This is a genomic window from Flavobacterium sp. LM4, from assembly GCF_002017935.1.
Lineage (GTDB): Bacteria > Bacteroidota > Bacteroidia > Flavobacteriales > Flavobacteriaceae > Flavobacterium > Flavobacterium chungangense.
Window position 1 is genome coordinate 1,007,270 of the sequence record NZ_MUFW01000001.1, and the last position, 20,948, is coordinate 1,028,217.

General features: G+C 31.3%; 17 protein-coding genes. 14 read left to right on the top strand and 3 right to left on the bottom strand.

Translation table 11 applies throughout. The features are described 5' to 3' along the window. The first annotated feature begins 2 nt into the window (after positions 1-2). From BXU10_RS04585 to BXU10_RS04635, 11 genes are all read left to right on the top strand, one after another. Positions 3-1,133 (top strand): AAA family ATPase, encoded by a 1,131-nt coding sequence (locus BXU10_RS04585; RefSeq protein WP_078226304.1) that lies wholly within the window; start codon positions 3-5, stop codon positions 1,131-1,133. A 4-nt stretch (positions 1,134-1,137) separates the two neighbouring features. Beyond that, positions 1,138-1,836: a hypothetical protein gene (locus tag BXU10_RS04590; protein WP_078226305.1), complete on the top strand. Its 699-nt coding sequence runs from the start codon at positions 1,138-1,140 to the stop codon at positions 1,834-1,836. A gap of 5 nt (positions 1,837-1,841) precedes the next feature. After that, on the top strand, positions 1,842-4,391 hold the full coding sequence (locus tag BXU10_RS04595; RefSeq protein ID WP_078226306.1) for a ribosomal protein L7/L12: 2,550 nt from the start codon (positions 1,842-1,844) through the stop codon (positions 4,389-4,391). Then, positions 4,381-6,135 (top strand): hypothetical protein, encoded by a 1,755-nt coding sequence (locus tag BXU10_RS04600; protein WP_078226307.1) that lies wholly within the window; start codon positions 4,381-4,383, stop codon positions 6,133-6,135. The genes BXU10_RS04595 and BXU10_RS04600 overlap by 11 nt, the downstream gene beginning before the upstream one ends. A 68-nt stretch (positions 6,136-6,203) precedes the next feature. Then, positions 6,204-6,668, top strand: a complete 465-nt coding sequence (locus tag BXU10_RS04605; protein ID WP_078226308.1) for a hypothetical protein — start codon at positions 6,204-6,206, stop codon at positions 6,666-6,668. Between the two features lie 331 nt (positions 6,669-6,999). Next, a complete protein-coding gene (locus tag BXU10_RS04610; RefSeq protein WP_078226309.1) occupies positions 7,000-8,208 on the top strand; it encodes a hypothetical protein in 1,209 nt (402 codons plus the stop codon). Positions 8,209-8,219: 11 nt separating this feature from the next. Continuing rightward, positions 8,220-8,717, top strand: coding sequence for a DUF4280 domain-containing protein (locus BXU10_RS04615; RefSeq protein WP_078226310.1), 498 nt, complete (start codon positions 8,220-8,222; stop codon positions 8,715-8,717). A gap of 23 nt (positions 8,718-8,740) precedes the next feature. Next, positions 8,741-9,958, top strand: a complete 1,218-nt coding sequence (locus BXU10_RS04620) for an OmpA family protein (RefSeq protein WP_078226311.1) — start codon at positions 8,741-8,743, stop codon at positions 9,956-9,958. Continuing rightward, positions 9,945-11,630 (top strand): hypothetical protein, encoded by a 1,686-nt coding sequence (locus tag BXU10_RS04625; RefSeq protein WP_078226312.1) that lies wholly within the window; start codon positions 9,945-9,947, stop codon positions 11,628-11,630. The genes BXU10_RS04620 and BXU10_RS04625 overlap by 14 nt, the downstream gene beginning before the upstream one ends. Beyond that, positions 11,627-12,619: a hypothetical protein gene (locus BXU10_RS04630; RefSeq protein ID WP_078226313.1), complete on the top strand. Its 993-nt coding sequence runs from the start codon at positions 11,627-11,629 to the stop codon at positions 12,617-12,619. Before BXU10_RS04625 ends, BXU10_RS04630 begins: the two co-directional genes overlap by 4 nt. A gap of 98 nt (positions 12,620-12,717) precedes the next feature. Beyond that, positions 12,718-13,395, top strand: coding sequence for a hypothetical protein (locus BXU10_RS04635; protein ID WP_078226314.1), 678 nt, complete (start codon positions 12,718-12,720; stop codon positions 13,393-13,395). A gap of 453 nt (positions 13,396-13,848) precedes the next feature. On the opposite strand, the gene BXU10_RS04640 is transcribed toward BXU10_RS04635, so the two are convergent. Beyond that, the gene (locus tag BXU10_RS04640) at positions 13,849-15,627 is read right to left on the bottom strand and encodes a long-chain fatty acid--CoA ligase (RefSeq protein WP_078226315.1); all 1,779 of its coding nucleotides are present in this window, start codon (positions 15,625-15,627) and stop codon (positions 13,849-13,851) included. A 149-nt stretch (positions 15,628-15,776) separates the two neighbouring features. Then, positions 15,777-16,226 (bottom strand): hypothetical protein, encoded by a 450-nt coding sequence (locus BXU10_RS04645; RefSeq protein ID WP_078226316.1) that lies wholly within the window; start codon positions 16,224-16,226, stop codon positions 15,777-15,779. 337 nt (positions 16,227-16,563) lie between these two features. On the opposite strand from BXU10_RS04645, the gene BXU10_RS04650 reads away from it, so the two are divergent. The 3 genes from BXU10_RS04650 to BXU10_RS04660 all read left to right on the top strand — a co-directional run bounded on the left by BXU10_RS04650 (position 16,564) and on the right by BXU10_RS04660 (position 19,025). Continuing rightward, the gene (locus BXU10_RS04650) at positions 16,564-17,268 is read left to right on the top strand and encodes a toxin-antitoxin system YwqK family antitoxin (RefSeq protein WP_078226317.1); all 705 of its coding nucleotides are present in this window, start codon (positions 16,564-16,566) and stop codon (positions 17,266-17,268) included. Positions 17,269-17,336: 68 nt separating this feature from the next. Continuing rightward, positions 17,337-18,380: a tetratricopeptide repeat protein gene (locus BXU10_RS04655; protein ID WP_078226318.1), complete on the top strand. Its 1,044-nt coding sequence runs from the start codon at positions 17,337-17,339 to the stop codon at positions 18,378-18,380. 87 nt (positions 18,381-18,467) lie between these two features. Next, entirely contained in the window at positions 18,468-19,025 is a 558-nt protein-coding gene (locus BXU10_RS04660; protein WP_078226319.1) for a DUF4956 domain-containing protein, read from the top strand. Here the strand turns inward: BXU10_RS04660 and BXU10_RS04665 are convergent, their stop codons facing one another. Next, positions 19,026-20,903, bottom strand: coding sequence for a PEP/pyruvate-binding domain-containing protein (locus BXU10_RS04665; protein WP_078226320.1), 1,878 nt, complete (start codon positions 20,901-20,903; stop codon positions 19,026-19,028). It lies immediately after the preceding gene. Between the last annotated feature and the right edge of the window lie 45 nt (positions 20,904-20,948).

The following is a 20,948-nucleotide window of genomic DNA, read 5'->3' on the forward strand; positions in this document are numbered from 1 at the left end:
GAATGAATGCTACCGATAAATTAAATACTGTTTTAAAGCATATAAAGGAGACTTTTGTTGGAAAAAATGAAATTATTGATCTGCTTGGAATTGGTTTACTGGCCAGAGAAAATGCCTTTTTGTTAGGACCTCCGGGAACGGCAAAAAGTGCGATCATCAGATCATTGTCTAAAGGAATTGAAGGAGATAAAAACTTCGAATATCTATTAACCCGATTTACAGAACCAAATGAAATTTTTGGACCTTTTGATATTCGTAAACTTAAAGAAGGTGAATTGATAACAAACACAGAGGGAATGATGCCAGAAGCTTCAATGGTTTTCCTTGATGAAATTTTTAATGCGAATTCGGCAATTTTGAACAGTTTACTAATGGCACTTAACGAAAAGATATTTCGTCGCGGTAAAGAAACTAAAAAACTTCCGGCACTTATGTTTGTAGGCGCAAGTAATGTTTTGCCAGAAGATGAATCTCTAAATGCATTATTAGACCGTTTTTTAATTCGAATAAAATGTGACTATGTAGAACCAGATTTATTGCAGCAAGTATTATTGGCAGGATGGAAATTAGAAAGTGGGGATTCAAAAGAAAGACCAACAATTTCGGCCGATGAGGTTCGTGAACTGCAGCAGCTTTGCCGTAAAGTAGATTTGACTGCGATACGAAATGAATATGTTGACATAATTCACAGCCTTAGAAATACGGGTATTAAAGTATCAGACAGACGTGCCGTAAAACTTCAGAATCTTATCGCTGCCAGCGCATTAATGTGTGGCAGAAATGAAGCAATTGTGTCCGATTTTTGGGTTCTAAAATATATCTGGGACAATGAAGAACAAATTGAAATATTAGAAGGAATAATTAATAAAATTATAGAGAAAGATAATTCTGAATCAGCTCACCCACAGGCTTTATACAATAAAACACCAGATGCCGAAAGCGTGATAAAAGAAGTGAATTATCTGACCGAAAAATGGCAGGATGAGAATCTTTCGTTTGAAGAACAAAACGTTATTAAAGATAAACTACGATACATTCAGACCCGTTGCGACTGGATTAAAGATTCAGAACAGAAAAAGTATATTCAGGATCATATAGAATCTTTGTGGCAGAAAATTCTACAAACTATTTAATAATATGTATTTTTTAGAAATTAAAAAAGAACACAAAGATTTTTTGGGAGCAATCAGGCATTGGGACAATCTTAAAGTAGCTTTTGAAACGAATACAATCTGGATAAAAGATTTTTCGGCTGAACAGATAATCTCAACTGAGCTTCTTCAGATTCCATATACAAAACTCTATAAGCTAAAGGACAATTTACTGTTTGAAAAAGGAAAACTTTTACCAGTAAAGAAACTTTCTTCAGGATTATTATGGGCACCCATTTTGAGAGCTTTACCAGTTTCTCTTCCAATGTTTAATCATAATTTTTTTGGGATTGATCAAAAAATAAAAATGGTTTTAAAGCCTTCAGGAAATGCAAAAGAAGCCTATGCTTTATTGGCAGATTACGAGGAAGTGAAGTCATACATTTTAACGGCACCAAAATATAGGCTGGAACTATTGCGCTGGGTTGTTATCGATAAAAAAGTATTGATTATTGGAACACCTTTGTTGCCTTTAAAGGGCATTACCTATTGGTTTGAGAATGACTTTTTAATTCCTTCTGGATATGATTTTGAATGGAATGTATTAGCAAAAACGCTGCAGGAAAAAATAAATCCTTCGGCAGAAGATCTGGTGCTTTGGAACACCGATAATACGTATTCAAAAATACCAATTAAAAATATAAAACCGCTTTCAATAAGCTCTTTTCGTTTAACTTTTTCATAAAAAAAATGGAATTTCAAAAATACTTTCAATCATACGAGGACTATTTCTGGGAATGGGACAATCAGATATTTTCTGCAGATAGTGTATTTGAATCTATAGCTATTCCGAATGGGCAAACAATTGGCTACGAAAAATTTGTCTTCGAAATTTTAGAATACCTTTCAGAAGACAGTATTCCGCCATTTGGGACTTTACTATTGGCACTTATAGCCACGAATCCGGAAAGTGAAAATGCCATTGAAATGATTCATAATTTGGTAAAAAGTAAGAATATAGTAACTGCTTTTCCACAATCTCAGTCTTTTAGAATTGGAGCAGGTATTGATTTTTTGAAATTACTTTCTCATTTGCCGAATGAATATAAAGCTGGCGAAAAAAGAATGAATTTGTTTCAGACTATTTTTCACGAGTGTCATAACAGAATTTCAGCAGAAAAAGCAAAAAAAATTCTTGAAGAATATAAAAACCATAGACATCATTTAGTACGAGCATCTGTTAAAGAGGAATTTAATGAGGCAAATTTCAGAAAAGATTTCAGAACACTTGCATTACTAAAAGTTAAGTTTCCAACAGTTCAATCCGTTATAAATGCAATGGAGAGTGTTCCGCATCAGGATTTAAATGAGAAATTGAATGAGGAAGTTTTGGAAGAAAAAAATCTATCTGATAAAATGACTGATTTTGTCGATCAGCTTATTCAGGAAGATAAAACATTTTATGTAGGAAGTCTTATTAAACGACTTTGGTCCGGATTAAATATTCCGCTTCATCACAATCATCCAAGTGAACAGCCTTTGGGAGGGATTTCAGATTTAACCAATAAAGGTGACTTTGATAAACTCGTAATTTCTGAGTTTGCTTATGATGACGATGTTTTTATGTCCAGAATTGCTAATAATGAAGCGTTGTATATTCAGCGTGAAGTACCACCGGAAGCAGATAAATTTAAGCGTATTTTATTAATCGATAATACATTAAAAAACTGGGGGAATCCTAAAATTTTGGCTTTTGCTTCGGCTATTGCCATTGCCAGACATCCTAAAACAGATATTGAATGTCAGGTTTATGTGGTTGGAGAAGATTTCAAAGAAATTGCTGTTACAAACGTCAATGAAGTTATAAATTCCTTAAGCGAGCTTAGCGGTAAACTGGATTGCTCAGCTGGATTAGATTCGTTTTTTCTGGAGAATAAAATCAATAGCAAGAACCAGGAAGTTTTTATTTTTTCTTCAGAAGAAAGCCTAAAACTAATTCCGATGCAAAGAGCCATGAATACTTATTTTGATGATATTAAATACGTTTTTGCAATTGGCATGGAAAATATTAATGTCTATAAAAATCAGAATAAAGGAAGGAAAATACTCCAACAAATTGTATTGCCTTTAGATGAATTATGGATAAGAAATCATAATGAACAAAAAGAGAAAGCAAAAAAAATAGCAGATGAAAGTATATCTCTCCTTTATCCTGTTGAGCGGTCTTATCAAAATATATTCTCTTACGAAAATGAGTTTTATATGTACATAAACGGCAGTTTGTTTGTGTTTTCAAATGATAGATTTGATAAGGGATTCGTGAAAATAGCATCAAACCTTCCGTTTAAAAATGGCAATTTTGCCTTGAAAACCAATAGTAAAGGAGAGAAAATACTTTGGTATCATTATTATGATCTGATACACTATGCCAGTACCATAAATCTTAGTACTAAAGAATTAAAAAACTATAAAGATTTTAACCAAAAGATCAATGAAACAGCACTTAAAGTGTTTGAATACAATAATGATTTTTATTTTGGTGGTGGTGTCATCGATCTTTTGCCGGATTTTTACCAGATTGCTAACGACTTTAGTCTAACAGTAATGAGAAACGAAAAAGTAAGGCAGGCTTTTAATAATAATCTCGAAGAAAAATCTTCGTTCATTAGAAATTATAAATGCAGTAAAGCTAAATATAGCGTAGTTAAAAGATTAGGAAGTGTTGTAATTGAAAAGAATGACTTAAAAATTAATGACTATCATATTTTAAATCTGGAATTTCAAAAAGCCAACTCTTACTTTAGACGTAATGATGACGCTATAATATTAGAAGAAAGGGTTAACCTTATTTTAAAGAATAAGGGGATATCACCTTTGGCTGTTGTAAAAATAATAAAAGAGAATGCTCATAAAACTTTAAAACAAGCTAAAGAAATTATCGATGAACAACTTAGTATTATTTTGAAAGGTGTGACAAGAAACGCTGCAGAGAAATTGAAAAAAGAAATTGAAAAAGAAGGAGCAGTTTGTTATATAGAAACACAATATTTTCAGTCTAAAGATGGTAGTACAATTACAAATAGAGATGGAATTTTGGTGTTTGAAAGTAGTGATACAAGAATTGAAGAGTTTTATATTCCATTTGTAATTAACATGCGTACAATTATGGCAACGGCAGAGGAATATGCCGGAAATGATTACTTTATTCAGGAGCATACTAAAGAAAGTATGGCTGAGGAAGTCTTCATAGAAAAATATCTTAAACCATTTATTTTACACATTGTGCATCATGGAGCTTAAACTAAAGATAAATTCGAAAAACACATTTCCAAAAGGAGGCATTTTTATTAAAAGTACCTCAGCGGAAGTGTGGCTTCATGAAATTCAAAATATTGGGTTAACACTTGATTCTATTAAAGTTTTTCCTATTCCAGGTGTACGTGCAAATGAATTATTTGGCTGTTTGATAGTTTTTAATCAGAACAAAAGTAAAATTGCAGACATCGGCAAAAACAATTTTTACCAATTGGTAGAAAATAAATTGTTTATTCCTGAAAATACATTGGTTACACCTGAATTAACAGAAGAAGAATGGCATAAATTATTTTCGGAAGAATATTATTTCTTACATCCGGAAATTGGTTTGATTGAATTGAAAGAAGAAGTTAACTGGTTAGATTTACTTCATTTACCGAATCTAAAACAAATCGAAATAACGGAACCTTCAAAAACTGTTTTGATTCCGCAATTTATTACTTCGATGCGAATTGAGGTGGATCAGGAAAAGATTTTAGAAGGCATTGAAAATCCGGTTTCAGAAGAAGAAATGATTGAAAAATTGCCTTTTAACATGCAGAAATTGTTGAATGGCAACAACCGGGAAATGGATAAATTTCTGGCTTATTTAGAGAAAAATCCTGAAATGGCAATGAAGTTAGCAATTCCATTGGATACACTTGGAACCGGAAGAGGTGGTAATGGAGGTAGTTTTTCTTTTAATACCGGAATTGGAGGTCTATATAATTTTTCATGGATACACCGATTTCTTGCCAATCTTTCTTCGGGAGATAGCTCTACTGGTTTTTTTAGATATGGTTTTGTTTTACTGTTTGTGGTTTTGGCCAGAAGTTGTAAAGGTTCTGAATTGAAATTAAGTTTACCATCTATCCTGGTTTTTATTGGAATCGTAATTTTTGTGATTTTTATGATTTCGTTGTGGGCAGGATCGCAATCAGGTTCTTCAGGTTCTTCAGGCGGAGGTGCATTTTTAATTGATTCGAACAGGTTTAGTACCTTGCAAAGCAGATATGAGAAACTGGCAGAAGATTATATTGCCCGAGGACAATATGAAAAAGCTTCTCATATTTATTTAAAACTTTTAAAAAACAATCATAAAGCCGCATCGGTTTTAGAAGATGGAAAATTATATCGTGAAGCCGGAGCGATCTATTTAAAGTATCTTCAAAATAAAAACAAAGCCGCAGAATGTTATGAAAAAGGGCATGCATATAGTGAAGCAATTGTATTGTATAAAGAACTCAACGAAAATGAAAAAGTAGGGGATTTGTATTTGATTTTAAGAAACAAATCAGAAGCCAATACGTATTTTAATATAGTAATTGAAGAGTATAAAACTAATTTTCAATATGTAAAAGCGTCTTTAGTTTATAAAAATAAAATTGGAGACATAACAGAAGCTCAGGAATTACTTTTGCAAGGCTGGAAAACGAATAAGGATGCCGGAAAATGCCTCAATAATTATTTTGCAAACTGCAAGTCTGCAGAAGAGTTATCTCTTGCAATTACTGCTATTTATAAGGAGGAAGTATCAGAAGCAAATGCTGCGGTATTTCTTCATTTACTGAAACATGAATTTACCAAACATGAAGAACTTGAAAAATCAATCAGAAATATTGCTTATGAAATTGCTGCTGATCGAATTGGTAGAAATCCGGACGTTGCTTCAGAATTAGTACACTTTAATAAAAATAATAAGTTACTGCTAAAAGATGCGATGAAGTATAAACTTAAAATGAAAAAGTAAATTCACGTAATAATACAAAATGTATAATCAAACGGTAACATCGTAAATAAACCTTTAAAATAAGTAAAATGAAATATGCTTTAATAATCGGCGCCAGTGGAAACGGAAAATCTACAACAATAAATGAAGTTTGTAAAAGACTTAAGCCAAGTAAAGTCTGGGAGCTTAACTCTGAAGAAATATTTGTAGAAGTTGAAATGACTGTTGGAATATTTAATGGGACGTATTTAATTGAAGTTAATAACACAATTATTTTGGTTGCAGCTGGATCACCAACAGAGCAAGATATTACAATAACTGTCTTAGTTGAAATTGCAATAAACTTAGGATTTGATATAAAGATTCTTATTGTTGCAATGAGAACTTTTGAGAAAAAAGAGGATTTTGATACACCAAATGAACTTAATAAATTAGGGGTTAAAATATTCCAAGAAAAAATATCAAAAATTCCGGGAGATTTTAAGAAAAGCACTGAATGGAATGATAGGGTTGATAATATTGTGTCAAAAGTAAAAGAAAATCTATTGAGATAATGTGTTTAAAATGAAAGACATGGAGATGATCTAATTTAGTTATTTTAAAAGTTCTGTTGAAATACAGAGCTTTTTTTGTTTTCAGATTAAAATATTGGTAAGTAAAAAGTATTTAAATTTTGTATTTCAACTACTTTTGGCATTGTTAAGAATTGCATCTTTTTTTAACAATCAATTAGAAGGACGGTAAAGTGCTAGTAATAAGAAATCTAGAATTAATAAGAAATGGCTGAATTTTATTTTCTCCGATAAGTGCTTATTTCTTGTTGTTTAATTTTGCAATGTAAGAAATATATGTATCTTTAAAACCAAAACAAATCTTACATTTTATATGATTATTGGTGAAATATTAGACACATTAGGCGAGATTAAACATAAAACTTACGAAATACAAAAAAGTGATACTCCACAATCTGTAGCTGACTTACTTGAAATTTCACTTGATGAACTTAGACATTATCATAATTTTAGTTGTATTGAGGATGCCGATGTAATAAATGCTTATTTCCCAAGTCATTTAAAATATCTCCTTCTAAAGCCTATAAAACTTAAAGCGAATGGAGAACCTGAAGATGAACCTTTAGAAAAAGTACGTTTTAGCACCAAGACCTATCAACTTCCTTTTAAACCTTCAGGTACAAATCGCTATTTAGGAGTTTATATTATTGAAAATGGTCAAAAAAAACACTCCATAAAAGAAGAAGTAAGTGTAAAATGGTTAGCTACTGATATAAATAACTATTCTTTTTTTGAAATAGACAGGATTTCTAAGGTCTATATTGACGAAAAGGAGGCAGACTGTATAGCTGATGAAATAGCAGAAAAAACAAGTCGTGTTTTTTATCCTCTTCAAGTTGTTGTTAATCAAAAAGGTAAATGGATAGATATTCACAATTATGACACTATTCAAGAGCGTTGGTATGAAACAAAACCTAAAATTTTAGAGGAATATAAAGGAGAAGAAATTGAGGAATGTTTAAGTCGTTTCGAAAAAAAAATAGAAGATAAAAGTGCATTTTTAGAATCATTTAATTTCAACTGGTTCTTAAGAGCTTTTTTTAATGGAATTAATATTGAATATAAAGATCAATTAGTTGTTGAAAAAAATATCTACTTCCCCATTAGTAATACTTTTGGTGATACTCAATTTCTCGTTCAACAAGAAATTTCACCAACACTAGACAAACATAATCTAATAAATATAACGCAAAAAGGAATTCTCAGTGATCCCAGAACAAAACAAGATTTTGAAAATGATACTGATTTTCCTTATGATACATTATTAGAAGAAAATCCTGAAAAAGCAGAAGGGCTCTACAATTCATGTTATTTTTTAAATCCTCGTACATACCTTGCAGACAGTTTATTCTTAGAATGTAGTATCAAACTGGATATTCCACTAAAAACAACAATTACTATTTCCAATCTCGAAGATAACGAGAATTTAAGACCCCAATCTAGAGTTTCTCTTTATGCTGGTGAGGCAAAGAGAACAGAGGGTTTTTTAAACTCAGTTGCAGATATTTTTAGAATGAAATAACATATTTTATTATGAGCGAAAAACATATTGTAGTACAGGGTGCTACGTGTAAGTGTAAATTTAGTGTTGAACCCAAATTGGATAAGCTTAAGGTAAAAACCCAAACAAAGCATTACGCCAATGATAAAGATGGAACAGATAAACTGATAGCTACTGATAAAGATATTGGGCAGACTTTAGAGAAAAATACTTTTGGTAAATGCAAAATGCAACCCAACGGAAGTGGTGACTATCTTCCATGTCAAGCAACAATTACAAAATGGAGTGGTTTTTATGAAAAAACAATTTTATCTAACCAAGGGAAATTATTGCTTCAGGATAGTAAAGCTACTTGTCCAATAGGTGGGGCTGATTGTATCGAAATCGATAAACATGGACAAGTTACTGAACCAGCAGAGCAGAATTTTAAAAATTCAAATCCTGATGTACAAAATCAAATAAATCCATTATTAGATTTAAAAGGAATGAATAAACCAAAATTGAAGCACTCAGAAATAGAAACTATTTAATTTTAGTTATCAAAAAAAAAGTCATGGAAAAAGGTATTAAGCGAATAAAGTGGACAGGTGAAGGACAAGTTGTGTCAAACTATTCCATTCCTAATGTTAAGGTTACTATCAAAGCTGATCAATTTGTATATTTTCAAGTTAGTGAATGGGCAGATGATACTACGAAAGCAGAAAAAGAAAAGAACATCTTTTGGAATTTTCAAAGTTATAAGCCACGAAAAAGTATACTCGAAACTATTAGATTAGGTAATCAAAAATACGGTATAAAACTACCTAAGAAACTTTGTGGTCCATATTCTTATTATTTAGAAGCCAGCATTCCAAATTTAAAATATTCAAAAAAAGCAGGACTAGCTTTGGGTGGATGGTGTGAATCAAAAATTATAAAAAGTAAGTGGTGTAATGTTATTGATGGTCCAGATATTAGTAATTCAAATGTTTTTTCATATGGAGAAACTATTCATTTAAATGTGGATACTGAAGGACTTAACGGACATAAAAATTTAATTATAGATATTTATCGTAATAACGGAAAAGAAGGTGAGCTTATAAAAGTATATACTAGTGTAGATGTAAATGACGGAGAAATAAATCTGGCGATCTCAGATACTTTTACATGGTTTGGTAAAATAAAGGAAATTAAAGATGTTGAACAATTTTATATAAAAGTCAAAAACCCCATAACTAAAAGATATATTCCAAATAGTAATGATGAAATTATACATGGTCGTTTTTTAAAAATAAAAAAGAAAATTGAACCTAGTATTCCAAAACCACCAACAAATGTTACTGCTTTCAAAATTGGTGAGCCAGAAAAATACATGAAAAATGGCGGTCATTGCAATTTTAAAAAAATCATTCTGTATGAAGATAACGAACCTGTAACGATTTTTGATGAAGGAAAATTCAACCAACAGGTTTCCGGTAAAGATCGTTTTATTACAGTAAAGCAAATCCACTATGATTTCGATAAATTCAATATTCGACAGGATGCAAAAAATACAATTGATGACATAACAAAATTTTTATTAGAATCACCTTATTTGCCAGTGGAAATTGGATCTCATACAGATTGTAGAGGTACAGATGAATATAACGATAAACTCTCACATAAGAGAGCTCAAACAATTGTAGATTCGCTTGTTAAAAGTGGAGTTGATGTAGGTAGAATTTCTGCAAAAGGATATGGTAAAACAAGACTTTTACATTTTGGCGAAAACATATCAGATGAACAATCGTAGAACAACTTTATTATTTAAAGTTTATGGTAATAATGCTAATCCCATAAATATCGATATAATAGCACCAAGCTATAGTTATTCTCCACGAAAAAAAATAAAATTAAAAATACCCGATCAGCAGTTCAAGGCTTGTTTTAAAGATGATAAACACAAACATAGCTTGAGTAAAAATGTAATTGAAAATACTCAATATTCCTTGAATAAAATTACACCGTATAGTAGTGATGTTATTGAACATCCCGTTTTTTCTATTATCAATTCTGATTTTGAAAATCACTACGTAAAATATTTACGTAAGTTTTTATTTCCGAAAGAAACTATTAATTATGGTGATATAACAAACGATTATTATTTTTACATCAATTCTTGTGCTTATTATTCTGACAAGACAAAACCTACAATACATATAAAAACGTATCCTGATGTAGTTTGGATTGGGCATTTTCAGTATAACTACAAAACCCAGCCGGATGATGATAAAAAAAATAAAGAGCCTTATTATTTCCATGAATATGAAGTTGATCTAAAAAATGGAATTTCACAGGAAATTAAAGAATTAACTGAGTCTTTATTTGGTAAATTAATGGTGCTAATTCCAGGCGGATGGCTTACAAGAGATGTTTTTTTTCCATATGTTGAAAAGCAATCTAAATTTTATGATGTAGGATTGCACGCTATTTATGATAGAGTTCTTGAAAAAAAGGAAGAAGTCTTGAGTTTAAAAGGTACAAAGGTAGATTTTATAAAAACGGACAATGTGACCCGTTATATTGCTGCTCTTGTAATATACGAACTGGTAGCTATAGGTATTATTATAGATTTATTGATGATATATCTTACTAGAGGAAGAAGTGCACAGGGAAGATTGGCTAAAATTGCAAGGAAAGCAAAAAAAGTATCCAAATATTTAAAAGATGCGGGAGCTGAGTTAGTACCTCCTTCTATTGCTGTAAATACAGGGATGTATTATAAAACTCAATCAGATAAAAGATTAGCATTGATTTTTGAAGCTAACTTGAAAGCAGATCCACTGGTAGCTGTAAACTTTGAAGAAAAGTTTGATTTAATCCAGATGCTTGAAGCAAAAAAAGAACCAGTTGCAGGGGAAAAACCTGCGGATAAAAAACTTGAAGAAAATAAAAAAATACTTGCTGACGGACTTAAAGCTATAGGTGTAAAAGAAATTAAAGGCTCTATTACAGTTGTTGGAGAACTATCCTGCGAACTCAACGTAAAATATAATTTATTGACTAACACTTACGACATAAAAGATAAATTAGGTAATTTTATTAATAACAGTGAGGCAAGAGTTATTTTTAAGGAACAGATTATAGTAACTGTTTTACTTAATGGTAAATATAAAAATGAGTTCAAATTTTTTGGTATTGAAACTCAGGTTGATGGTAAATTTGAATTAAAATTAAATGGGGCTGCTGCGTTAAAAACGACTTTTAAATACAACAAAAATGAGGGATTATCCATGAATAAAACATTGATTTTTTCAGGAATAAAAGGAACTTTTACAGGGAGTATAAAAGCCAAAAGTAGACAATTTGGAGATTTATTGGATTACAGTCCCAATGAAGGAAAACCTATTAATTTCAATCTAATTGAGCCTCACAATATCAGTTTAGGAACAATACAATTTTTTAATCAACCTAAAAAAGCATGAAGCGATTAATAATTTTAATAACCTTGTTCTCAACTATTCAAAGTTGCGAAAAAAAAGAAAAAAATATGATTATACAAAATCCTTATATTAATTCAAAAAATATTGTAGAGGAATTAACAAAGCAAGTCAGATATTATTCAAGTGAAAAAATATATGGTTTTCGGTACGAAAATTTTAATTGTTTTATTGAAATATACATAAATGATAGACTATGTTATAAAGATTTTAGAGATTCAAAGGCAGGTTCGTCCTTTGATATAAACCATTGTATTTATAAGAGTGGTACTCAGAAACTTACTTATAGGATGTATCCTGCAATTGATGGTAGTCAAAACGTGAAAACTTTTGCTGAAAGCACTTATTTAACTTTTCAACTGGAAACGTATGATTTGAATGACGAAAGTGCTGACGATATAGTTTATCAAAAATATAAAACTCCAGTAATTATATCAAAAGATGAAAATGGTAATAAAACTGAAAAGTTTATTGCTACAGGTAGAGAATATTATGAAGGAAGCTTTGAATTTGAAGTTCAAGTACCATACCAATTAAAAAGCTTTGAAAATGCAGAAGATTTAAGAAAACTTGATTCTAAAGCTCTTGAAGCAAAATTAGTTAGCAAGTACAATGTTCTTAGAGATGTTTATAAAAATAAGGATTACGATAATATTGCAAAAACATCATACAACAGTTTAAAAGACCAGTTCATTTCTGAATATGCAAAAAAAGAAACTATAGAGGCAACTTGGAATGAACTAATGACTTTTTATAAAGATCCAAGTCTGGAAATGCAACCCATTGAAAATTATAAAATGGTATTTTTTGCTGATGGAAAATTAGTTGCACTAATGCAAGCAACTACAGACAATAGATTAAGAGGAAATACATCTCTTTGGGCTAAGGTAAACCACGATGGGGGTTTAAGACCTTTATTTTTGAATAGCTATTTTTATATCCCAAAAGGTAAAACAGAATTCGAAGTTTATTAAAAAAAATATTCTGAAAGGCTTGTCTAACAGATAGTAATTCAATTCATTATGAGTATGCTGCTCAGGGCAAAAGCTAGAGAGATTTAAAACTAAAAAGAATGGTGAAGGAATTTATTATTGGTATTTTAATTTTTATTTTGATTTCTTCATGTTCAGGTAAAGAAGAAAAGAAATTACTTATTGATAAAAAAAGGAAAGAGGCGAAGGAAAGCATGGCAAGAGAAGTGAAATACCGTAACGATATGTTTTATGAAGAACAAGCACAATATAAAAAAGATAGTTTACATGCAATATCTGAGAATGAAAACCAGGATGAAGCGGTTGAAACGATACTTGGTGATTATAATGGCGATGGGAAAATAGAATCTGCATTTATATCGCCAAAGAGTGGTTACATTACTTTTTTTCCTGACACTTTAGGCAATGTGACTGAATTAGGGAAATTAGACCCTAAAAAGTCAAAACTTATTAATGAAGGGGATTTAAATAATGATGGGGCAGAAGATTTTTCCGTTTATACAAAATTAGACGGTTTAGGCACACTGAGTACTTTTATTTATAATCGAGGTATGCCATGGCGAGTATCTCTTAGAGTTATTTTAAAAAAGGATGAGAAAGTTAATAATGAAGATTTAGAAAAAAGAATATTTAAGGAAAACAATGAAATTTATTATTATGAAGATGAACATATTGAGGACATAAATTTACCAAGAAACGTAAAAAGCAAGAATAAATTGAAAAGGAAAAACATTACAAATTATAAGCCGAATTATTAAATGGGTAATAAATAAAAGCCCTATTGCAGCAATAGGGGTTAAAGTTTAAAACCTTCGTATTTTCTAAGGACTATGTCTATCAACTCCCGAGAAGGGGTACTATACGTACAGTTAATCTCGAGGAGGTGGAACCGAAACTGTACGTATAGTACCCTTTCTCATCCATAAGATAGAAGTAGTGCTGAATGTTAAATAATCTTACACCGATGACGAAACATCATCATTTTCTTTATACAAGAAAAGCAAGGTATTTCTTAAACTCAAAACAAACATAATAAAAAACTTTTGATTGAATACTACTAAAATTGAAATAAGATTTTTCTTTTTTTTAAGCATCTGTAACGCATGATTTTACAAATGAATTTTGATTGTTTCAAGACAAATTCTTGTGTGAAAAATAAAACGGCTGTTCTAATAAAAGACAGCCGTTTTGGTTTGGTTATATTATTTTGATTAATTATGATCGTAGATTTTTGAGTATAAATCCTTGTAGATTTCTTTGATGATTTTACGTTTTAATTTGAGGGTAGGAGTAAGCTGTCCGCCATCGATAGACCAAACATCAGGAGTAAGTTCAAAGCGCTTGATTTGTTCCCAGTGTCCGAATTTTTTGTTGATGCCTTCAATTTCTTCATCTATTCGTTTAATCACATCAGGGTTTGAAGCAATTTCAGCGCTAGAATTTCCTAAATTGATTTTATGAATTTTAGCCCATTCTTTTACAAATTCAAAATTTGGCTGAATAAAAGCTGCCGGCATTTTCTCTCCATCTCCAATTACCATGATTTGCTCAATAAAACGGGATTGCTTCATGGCATTTTCAATCAATTGGGGAGCAATGTATTTTCCGCCGGAAGTCTTGAACATTTCTTTTTTACGATCTGTAATTTTCAGGAAACCTTCGCTGTCAATTTCGCCAATATCTCCTGTGTGGAAATATCCATCCTGTAAAGCTTCTGCTGTTTTTTCAGGATCTTTGTAGTAGCCCAACATTACGTTTGGTCCTTTGCAAAGAATTTCACCGTCTCCGGCAATTTTTACTTCGACGTTGCGAATCACTTTCCCAACAGTTCCAATTTTAAAACCTTTGTTTCTTTGATCGTTTACGGCAATTACAGGAGAAGTTTCAGATAAACCGTAACCTTCCATAACCGGAATTTGTGCAGCAGCAAAAACTCTTGATAAGCGTGGCTGTAATGCGGCACTTCCCGAAACCATTAAATCCAGTTTACCTCCTAAACCTTCTTTCCATTTACTGAAAATCAATTTTCTGGCAATTTTCAACTGAAATTCATACCAGAAACCATTGGCACCGTAGGGTTCATATCTCAGACCTAAATCAATCGCCCAGAAAAACAGTTTTTTCTTAATGCCGGTTAATTCAGATCCTTTTGCGTAAATTTTATCGTAAACTTTTTCTAAAAGCCTTGGTACGGCAGTGATTACAGTAGGAGAAACTTCTTTTAGATTGTCGCTGATTTTTTCAATAGACTCTCCAAAGTAAACCGAAACGCCATAATATTGATAGATATACAAAATCATTCTTTCGAAAATATGGCAGATAGGAAGAAAACTTAATGCTGTACTTTTTCCTGCGTCAAATGGAATTCTCGGCGCACTGTCCAAAACATTTGAAACAATGTTTTTATGGGAAAGCATAACGCCTTTTGGTCTTCCGGTAGTTCCCGAAGTATAAATTATAGTAGCTAAATCTTCTGTGTTTATACTGTTCTTTCTTGCTTCAACTTCTGTCTGATTACTTTCATCAGCACCCAAAGTCAATAATTCTGACCAGTGTTTGCAGCCAGCAATTTCGTTAAACGAATAAACCTCTTTTAAAGTACGAACATTTGCTTTTATCGCATTGACCTTCTGAAGTACTTCTTCATCAGAAACAAAACAATAAATACTGCCACTGTGCTTTAAAATATATTCATAATCTTCTTCCGCAATAGTTGGATAAACAGGAACGTTTTGGGCTCCTGTCTGCAGGATACCAATATCCATTATATTCCACTCTGTGCGATTGTTAGAAGTGATTAAGGCAATTTTGTCATCTTTTTGAACACCTAGTCGCAATAATGCCCTTGAAACAGCATTGGCTTTAGCAATATAGTCATTGCTGGATGTTTTTTCCCAAGCCCCGTTTTTTTTGGTAGCTAATGCAACTTCAAGATTGTAAGTTTCTTGTTGGTAATAAGGAAAATCAAAAAGGCGTGTGATTGTAACCATTTATATGATATATTGAATTTTATTGCAAATTAAATAAAAATAAGGTATGATTTTTAATTTTATAAAATAAAAGCCGAAATTTTTAAATGGGTTTGTAAATCCAGCAAACGTTTTTATTTTTTGCTGTAACTTCCAATAAAAAACAAACGTTAATTAGATTCCGTATCCTTTACCTCAGTGTTATCACCATAATATTTTACACGATCTCCCATAAGATACATTTTTTTCTTGCCTGGAATAATCAAAAATTGCGTGTATAGCCATTCACCACTTCCTTTTATTTTGTACCAAAATGTATAGGAAGAACTGTCGAATCCTTCTTTGTAGATAGGAATTCCTTCATCACTGCATTTTATTCCCCATACCATCTCTTTTTTAGACAGATTTTCTAATTGAAAAATACCTGTACCATCAGCATTAATCTGGATAATGGGTTTTTGTTTTCCTTCAATTAAATAAATACCGGCAACAGGCTGACCTATGTCCGTAGTCATAAAATGTTGGTGAAATTTGTAGGTAATAGAGGTAACTTTAGCTTGCGAATGTAATTGTGATATACCTATAAAAAGGGCAAGAAAGAGTAGTTTTAAGGATTTCATCAGGATTGGGATTTAGTTTTTTATTCGTATTTTTTTTTGCGATATTTTTTTTGCGAATATAGTTTAAATTGGAAAAGTTATTCAATTAATTGTAAAAAGCTTTTTTAAAATTTTATTTTCTTTAAAAAAAACTTTAAAAGTTCATGTGTTATAGCCCCTAAACCTCCCTAATGTAGGATTTTGCTGAGTTTTTATTTACTGGAATAAAAGAATCAGAAGTGTTTTTGTCTTTAACTTTCAACGATTTTTTTATCGAAAAATAAATATGTTTCTGTCTAAATGGTTATACATTTGCAATACTAAAAAGCAATATTTGTTGTTATATAGAAAAAGTTATATGAAAAATTTTTGGATTTTGTTTTTAATAAGCGCTATAGGTTTTGCGCAGGATTTTAATAAACTGGATACCAACGGTAAAAAAGACGGTGTTTGGAAAGGTACTTATGAAGTGTCAAAAAGACCTCGTTATGAGGGTACTTTCAGCCATGGAAAAGAAGTTGGAGTCTTTAAGTTTTTTGATGATACTAAAAAAGGAGATGTAATAGCAACCCGTGATTTTACAGCTAATGACGGAAGCGCCTATACTATTTTTTATGACCAGAAAAATAACAAGGTAAGTGAAGGAAAAGTGATTGGAAAAAATTATGAAGGCGAATGGAAATATTATCACAAGTCTTCAAAAATAATCATGACGCTTGAAAACTATAAAAATGGTAAGCTGGAAGGTAAAAGAACCGTTTATTATCCAAACGAAAAAGTGGCTGAAGAAATAACGTATAAAAATGGTCTGAAAGAAGGCATTTATAAAAAATTTGGGCAAAACGGTATCATTTTAGAGCAAACTACATATGCTAATAACCAATATAATGGTGATGCAATTTTTTATGATTCAGATGGAGTAGTAGCCTCAAAAGGTAAATTTTTAAACGGAAAAAAAGTTGGGAAGTGGCAATTTTATTTGAAAGGGAAATTGACAAAAGAAGTCAATATGAGCGATCCTAAAAGCAACTATCGTGCAGATTCAAAACCTAAAATGGAATAGGTTTTTTCGTTATAAAAGGCTGTTTTAATTTAAAATAATAGTAAGTTTACTGCCTAAATCGATAATCTATGAAAGTTAAAACGCTACTATTATTTTTGTTTTTCTCAGCGACGTATGCACAAAACAAAGCCGAAGCTGAAAAACTTGTTGATGAAGGGATAGAACTTCATGACAAAGGAGATTACGACGGTGCAATTGGCAAATATAGCAAAGCTTTAGAAATCGATAAAGATAACTTATTGGCATTGACAGAAAAAGCAATGTCTTTAAATACGTCCGGTAAATATGATGAGTCTATACAGGTTGCTAAACACGCGATTTCTACCCACCCTAAAGAAGATCTCAGTACTGTTTATGTAAGTTATGCAAACTCATTAGATCATCTTCACAAACTTGATGAAGCACTGAAGATATATGATGAAGGAATTAAAAAATTTCCGGATTATTATCAGTTGTATTTTAATAAAGGAGTATGCTATGCTAACTCAAATAAATATGGCGAAGCTGTAGATTGCTTGCAAAAAGCACTTTTGGTAAACCCTAATCATGCAGGTTCATTAAATGCGATTGGAATCATGGAAATGAGCAGCAACAGAATTCCTGCCATTTTAGCTTTTTCAAGATTTTTAATAGTAGAACCACAAACGTCCAGAGCTAAAAAGAATCTTGAGAGTTTACAAAATTTGCTGATGCAGGGAGTGAAGCAGTCGGACGAAAAAATTACGATAAGTATTAATTCGGATATGTTAGCTGATCCAAAAGGCAAAAAGAAAGAAAATGATTTCTCTCAGACAGATTTGATCTTATCAATGGCGGCGGGCTTAGATTTTGATAAAAAGAATACAGCCAAGACAGATGTTGAAAAATTTATAGGAAAATTTGAAACAATCTGTGCCTCACTTGACGAAACAAAAAAAGGAAATTCAGGTTTTTATTGGCAAAACTTAGCACCTTATTTTATCGAAATGAAAGAGAAAAAATTGATTGAACCTTTTGCTTACATAGCATTTGCAAGTTCCGGAAAGGAAGATGTTTCTAAATGGCTTAAACAAAATCAGGCAGAACTTGAGAAATTTTATACATGGTCTACGGGATATAATTGGAAAAAATAATAAATATTCCGTGAAAGTAATCATTCTGACGCAATATTTTAAAAGGATAATTGAGTTAAATTTGCTTTGCTAATACTTTTTGACTAAATGGATTTAAACGAACTTACCGGAAGATTTTTTTTGTTGTTCTTTTCAATTTTGGTTTTGTATTTTTTTTCCAACCGAAAAGATAACGAAACCATAAATCCACTGATGGTCATTGTAGGACTTTGTACTTTTTCGCTTTGTTATTTGTTTACAAAAATTGAGATTGGGGTAGGAATTGGTTTTGGCTTGTTTGCTATTTTTTCAATTTTAAGATTTCGTACACAATCTTTTACAGTAAACGCCATCATTTTTCTTTTTGCCACCATCACACTTTCTATTTTAGACATCATGTATCCATATGAGAAAATAGAAATTCTGCTGTTTTTTCAATTCATTATAATAGGTTTTTATATTGCTGCTTCCATAATAGTGAACAGAAAAGCATCCAGATATTTGAATACTGTCAATGTTAAAATTGCATTAGCCCCTAATTTTTCTTTAAATAATGAAACTATCAGGAAATCTATTCAGGACAAAATGAATATCAAAGATTTAGACTTTAAAATCATCAATATTAATACAGTTGTAAACGAAATTGATGTTTTAGTTTTTTACTGATTATTCATTAAAAGGTCTGACTTGTTTGATGTATAACTCTCTGTTTTTGCCAACAATTTTGAATTCAATATCGACAGGATGGTATTGGTTTTTTCTCCAGTAGCGATACATTTTTTCTTCAATTTTTTTACTGACTACAAAAAGATTATTGATTTCTTTTCTATTCAATATGGGTTCATTGTTATTGAGATTTGAATTAGAAGTATAATCTACATCAAAATCTGTATCCTTAGTTCCGGTATTAAAATGATAAATAACAAACTGTTCGCAAACTTCTCCTTTTTCAGGTTTAACAACCGAATTTTCTCCTTTTTGCACGTTAACCGTAATTCCGGAGAAATTGGTTCTGAATATATTTTTTGTTATCACAACACCATTAGCCAATTCATCAGGAAAAGACCTATGCAACAAAACGCCCATTGCAATGTTTTGCTGGTCAATGCCAAAAAGCTCTCTTTCGTTATAGGAGGCTTCATTCCATACACTTGCCCAAACCTGTTTAATGGCTTTTTCGAATGTTTTGATACTGTCACCAAAAATACCGGTTTTCGAATCGTATAAACCGGCACCGTTAAAATCATCGAGATCTTCTGCATTAGTAGAAGACCGAAACCTGAAATTTTTGAAAGCCGCATTTTGAAAGGCTGTATTTAGCTTCGCAATCAAATTTGGATCGATTGGTTCTTTTTTAACAGCATCTCTTATCTTTTTTAACTGGAGATTAATCCATTGTACAGAATCTTTATGCGGATACGCTAAAAGTTCTTTTATCAGAGGTGCAATATTTTTCTTTTGAATGTGTTTTCTGTAGAAATAAAATGGAATTGCATGTGCGTCTTCGGGTGTTTTAAACGAAAATTCTTTTGAAGCAGCAATTAAGTAAGCCATGTTTTGTGCCTTTGAGCCAATGTAGTTCACCCCTTTTTTAGGGATTTTGGATAAATCCACCAATTGCGTTACACTGCTGTCTATAATCAGTTTTTTCTTTTTTGTATTGGTTTTCGGAACTATTTTTTTGTTGCTTTCTTTGATAAAAAAAGTATCAACCTTGATTTTTAATTCTACTTTTTTTGAAAGCAGTTTTTTGATGTTGTTGTCCTTATCAACGGTTGTGTAAGCCATTATCGGAATTTTTCTGTTTTTACCCAAAAGCACCAAATGACTTAACGGTGTCTGGAGTTCATTCACAATAATTCCTCTTACATTTGGCAAAATATCAGGCGTTCCGTCCAGAATTATAATTTCATCAGGACTTGGTTTTGTTTTTTCTAAATCCTTTATTTTATATTGCTTGAGAATACCCACATTACTTCCGGAAACAACTTCCTGATACGTAATTTCATTAAAAATATAATTTGATTTAACACACGGAATTTTAAATTTTTGCTGTTGAAACCATTCTGTTTGCTCAGGATTATTCAGGTAAAATTTTAAATCTTTACCAATAAAAGAAGAGCTTACAATTAAATGATAAAAGCGTTCAATTAATAAAACAGGCATATGATCTGAAGCTGCCAGTTCAAAAATCCATTTGTCAGTTCCCTTGATATGATTCAGGTTTCCTAATAAAAATTCTCTGCCTTTATCTGTATTACTGTAGTTGTTGTCATTAAAGATGTCAAGGTCTTTGCCGTATCCTAAATAATTGGTCACAAAATCATAATGAAGACGAATAAGTGTACTGTTAAAATAATACATCTTTTGTTTTTTCAAATCATAAATGACTTTTACTGATTCGATATTCGAAAATTTATCAGATAAGGGTTTGCCTCTAAATGCTTGGTATGCCTTATAGTTTGGTAAGGAAGCACTATAATTTTGGGCACTTAAAGTCGTAAAAATGAGTAAGAAAATAAAAGTAAAAAAGGGTTTTGGCATGACATTTTAATTGATGATTAAAAGTAATTAAAAAAGCCATAGGTT